General features: G+C 72.6%; 5 protein-coding genes. All 5 read left to right on the top strand.

Annotation, left to right across the window (positions count from 1 at the left end):
* Positions 1 to 570: hypothetical protein (locus WD250_12680; GenBank protein MEX2621060.1), on the top strand; the 570-nt coding region annotated here is incomplete at its 5' end.
* A gap of 17 nt (positions 571 to 587) precedes the next feature.
* Positions 588 to 2,174, top strand: coding sequence for a hypothetical protein (locus WD250_12685; GenBank protein MEX2621061.1), 1,587 nt, complete (start codon positions 588 to 590; stop codon positions 2,172 to 2,174).
* On the top strand, positions 2,171 to 2,605 hold the full coding sequence (locus WD250_12690; protein MEX2621062.1) for a hypothetical protein: 435 nt from the start codon (positions 2,171 to 2,173) through the stop codon (positions 2,603 to 2,605). The genes WD250_12685 and WD250_12690 overlap by 4 nt, the downstream gene beginning before the upstream one ends.
* 37 nt (positions 2,606 to 2,642) lie before the next feature.
* Entirely contained in the window at positions 2,643 to 3,452 is an 810-nt protein-coding gene (locus WD250_12695) for a protein kinase (GenBank protein MEX2621063.1), read from the top strand.
* A 47-nt stretch (positions 3,453 to 3,499) separates the two neighbouring features.
* Positions 3,500 to 4,031: hypothetical protein (locus WD250_12700; GenBank protein ID MEX2621064.1), on the top strand; the 532-nt coding region annotated here is incomplete at its 3' end.

Consider the following 4,031-nt stretch of genomic DNA (forward strand, 5'->3'; position numbering starts at 1 on the left):
ACCGACACCGACACCGACACCGACACCGACACCGACACCGACACCGACACCGATGGCGGGGACGCGCCGGGCGACCCGGAGGAGGTGGTGCTGCTCGCGGCGTCGGACCTGGGTGAGGACTGGGTGGCGGACCCGACGCTGGAGGGCGTGGTCACCCGGCCCGTGGTGCCCTTCCTGTGCGACGAGCCCAGCCCGGAGCCGCCCACGCGCGTCGAAGGTGCGGCCTACCGCGCCGGCGACGCGCGGGTCACCCATAGCGTGCGCACCTACCCCGGCGACGGAGCCGCTGCGCTGATGGCCGGCCTCGACGAGCAGTTCCAGTGCATGGCAGCCCTCCCGGGCTCCGTCGACGTGACCTGGGAGGCGGTCGCCCTGGGCGACGAGGCGCAGATCGTCACCTACACCCGCCGGCAGCCCGACGGCGAACTGGAGCACGTCGTGGGCCTGGTGCGGCGCGGCGACACGGTGGCCCAGATCGCGCACATCGACACGCAGATCAGCGACGACCGCCTCGTCGCTCAGTTCCTGGAACTGGCCGACGGGAAGCTGGCGGAGCAGACCGCGGGCTGAGGAGGACGGGAATCCCCATGAGCGGCGACGAGACCATCACCTTCGACCTCCGCAGCGGGCAGGTCGTGCAGCCCGGCGGCGAGGGCGGCGACCTCACCGACGAGCTGCTGGCCACCGACTACTGGACCGACCAGATGCTGGAGGGTGCCGGCATCCCGATCGTGGACGTGCCCTTCGTCTCGATCGGGGGCGGGATCGGGTCGTTCGTGCTCGTGGACTACCTGCGCATCGCCGGCGTGCCCGCCGACCAGATCAAGGTGCTGACCCAGGCCGACAAGCCCTACGAGACCTACGCGTTCCTCTGCAACAACTCGCAGATCCCCGACGACGAACGCCTCCGGTCGGACTCCAGCGCCTGCCCGGACAACATCTGGGGCTTCCCCGCCTACGCCCCCCGCGAGGCCTGGGCCGACAAGTCGCTGAAGCCGCTGCTGAACGTGTTGACCGAGCCGGTCATCGCCGACTACTACACGCCCAAGGCCGGGCACGTGTTCGCGTCCATGGACCGCGAGGCCGAGCGCATCGACTGGCCGCAGTACCTGGAGAAGGGCCAGGTGCGGGTGGTGCGCCGGCGTGTGGGCGGCGGCTACTTCTCGATCCTGACCCCGGCGCAGGGCACCAGCCGCACCAAGCGCATCGCGTTCCGGTCGCGCTACGTGCACATCGGGGTGGGCTACCCCGCGCTGCGCTACCTGCCCGACCTGCAGAAGTACCGGGAGCAGTACAAGGACTACATCCGGGTGGTCAACGCCTACGAGCCCCACGAGCACGTCTACGAGAGCCTGAACCGCAAACAGGGCACGGTGCTCGTGCGCGGCGCGGGCATCGTGGCCTCCCGCATCCTCCAGCGCCTGATCGACGACCGGGACGCCCGCGGCTCCCAGACGCTGATCCTGCACCTGTTCCGCACCTACCGCGACAAGCCCTACGGCGACCGCAAGTGGGGTCTCGGCAAGCGCGCGGCGAAGGCGGGCTGGGCCTACCAGGGCTTCAACGTCACCAAGGCCTCCTGGGGCGGCCAGCACCGCAAGAAGCTGCTGAAGCTGGAGGGCGACGAGCGCAAGGAGTTCATCAGCTACCTCGGCGGCGGGGCGCACACCCCCCACCGCAAGGACTGGAAGGAGCAGCTCGCGCGCGGCAGGGAGGAGGGCTTCTACCGCCAGCACATCGGCGAGGTCGAGGACGTGTACCCGAGCGACGACGGCGAGGCCGTCATCTCCAAGGTGCGCGGGTCCGACGGCACGCTCACCGAGATCTCGGCCAGCTTCATCATCGACTGCACCGGCCTCGAGGGCAGCCCCCGCGACCACCGCCTGCTCGCCGACCTGCTCGACCACGGCGGCGCGTCGCCCAACCCGCTCGGGCGCCTCGACTGCGACCCCAGCTTCGAGGTGCGCGGGACATCCTCGCTGCCGGGCAAGCTGTACGCCTCGGGCGCCGCGACGGCCGGCTCCTACTACGGCGGGGTGGACTCGTTCCTCGGGCTGCAGTACGTGGCGCAGCGCATCTACGAGGACCTCGCCAAAGATGGGTTCTGCAAGCGGATCGGACCGTGGCGCTCCGTCCGCCACTGGGTCAAGTGGGCGAGGGGGACCAAGCTGTGACACCCACGATCGGCGGGCGCATCCAGACCCGCATCTTCCTGATCGCGATCATCGGCTCCATCTGGACGGTGATCATCGGCCCGGTCCTGCCCGCGGTGCGCCACCTCCCGCTGGGCGAGGTCTACCGGTCGGCCTTCGAGGTGCTCGCCGTCGTGCTCGTCGCGGGCCTGGTGTGGGAGTTCGTCTATCACGGGCTGCAGCAGTTCCGCTGGGAGAAGGACTGGCCGACGCTGTTCGGGCTGCTGAACGGCGTCAACGAGGGGGTGCTGGCGTGGTTCCTGGTCGTGCCGCTCGGGCTGGTCCCGGGGGTGCCGACCTCGACGTTCGTCGTGCACTTCGCGACCACGTGGCTGGTCACCTGGCTGTGGGCCAACGGGCCCATGCGCGTGTTGTTGATCAGGTGGCGCTTCACTGGCGGGCGCATCGTCTAGCAGGCCCCGGGCGACCGGAAGGGACGAGGAGAACACGATGAGACAGATCGCGGACTACCAGGTGACCAGCGAGCTCGGCAGCGGCCAGGGCGGGCAGACCTTCCTGTGCGCGCCCCCCGCTCGGGTGCCCGGGGCGCCGGCGCAGGTCGCCGTCACGCTCCTCGACCAGCCGGTCGGCTCGGGCGAGCTGGCGGCGGTCGCGGAGGAGCTCCAGCGCTACGCCGCGCTCGGGCACCCCCACCTGCTCGACCTGTACGACGTCGGGCGCTGGAACCACCGCCTGTACATGGCCGAGGAGTACTGCCCGCTCGGGTCGCTCGAGGACGCGGCCGGCCGGCTGGACGAGCGCACCGTCGCCCGCGCGGTGGCCGCCGCCGCGCGCGGCGCCCACGCCCTGCACGACGCCGGCACCGCCCACCGCAACATCAAGCCGTCCAGCATCCTGCTCCAACCCGACGGCGGCAAGCTCTCCGAGCCGGGGGTGCTGCACCTGGTCTCGCCCGGCCAGACGGTCACGGGGTCCCGTGCCGCCGCGGCGATCGAGTTCATGGAGCCCGGCGTGGTCCGCGGCGAGCGCGCCAGCCGCGCCTCCGACATCTGGTCGCTCGGCGCGTCGCTGCACGAGGCCCTGATCGGCAAGTCGGTCTACGGGATGCTGCCGAGCGGCGGCCTGCTGGCCCTGCTGCGCCACGTGCTCGGCAACGCCGCGGGCGTCCACCCCGACGTCGGTGACCCGTGGCGCGCGGTCATCGAGCGGTGCGTCACCCTGGACCGCGGGGACCGCTACGCAACCGCCCTGGAGCTCGCCGACGAGATCGACCGTGTGGAAGGGCTGGTGAGCGCGTGATGGAGGACCACACGACAGACCCGGGAGACGACCAGGGGAGCGGCCACATGCGAACCAAGGTGCAGGCGGGCGCAGGGCTGGTCGCCCGGGCCGGTGACGGGCTGCTCGTCGCGCCCGGCGAGGTGTCGATGGACAGCTTGCAGCCGCTGCTGACCACGCTCGACGAGGTCTGCGGCACGGAGGCGGGCGCCGGGCGCAACCTCGTCCGCCGGGTCGTGGGCCACCTGGTCACGGCGGACCCGGAGGCCGTGCCCGACTTCGCCGTCCTCGCCCCGACCGGCGAGGGCTGGGCGGTGCTGCTGCACGGCGCCGTCGAGCTGGTGATCGTGCGCGCCGCCGGCGAGGAGCGCCTCGACGGCCGGGCGGCGGCCACCTGGGTCGACCGCCTGCTGCCCGCCGACGTCACCGGGTTCGCGGCCGGCGCGCCGGGGGTCACCGCCGGCGAGCCACCCGGGCCCTTCGACCTGCGGGCGGGGATCGTGCCCGGCGCCGGGGCGGTCATGGCGGCGGGGGCAGCGACCGGGGCGCCCCCGGCCGCCCACCGGCCCGTGGCCCCGGCGGGGGCCGCCGCCCCCCCCC

The organism is Egibacteraceae bacterium (genome assembly GCA_040905805.1).
Classification (GTDB): domain Bacteria; phylum Actinomycetota; class Nitriliruptoria; order Euzebyales; family Egibacteraceae; genus DATLGH01.

What these genes read in the sequence shown, in the direction of transcription:
- WD250_12685 (MEX2621061.1), top strand. Translation starts at nt 588, where the DNA reads ATGAGCGGCGACGAGACCATCACCTTCGACCTCCGCAGCGGGCAGGTC.
- WD250_12695 (MEX2621063.1), top strand. Translation starts at nt 2,643, where the DNA reads ATGAGACAGATCGCGGACTACCAGGTGACCAGCGAGCTCGGCAGCGGC.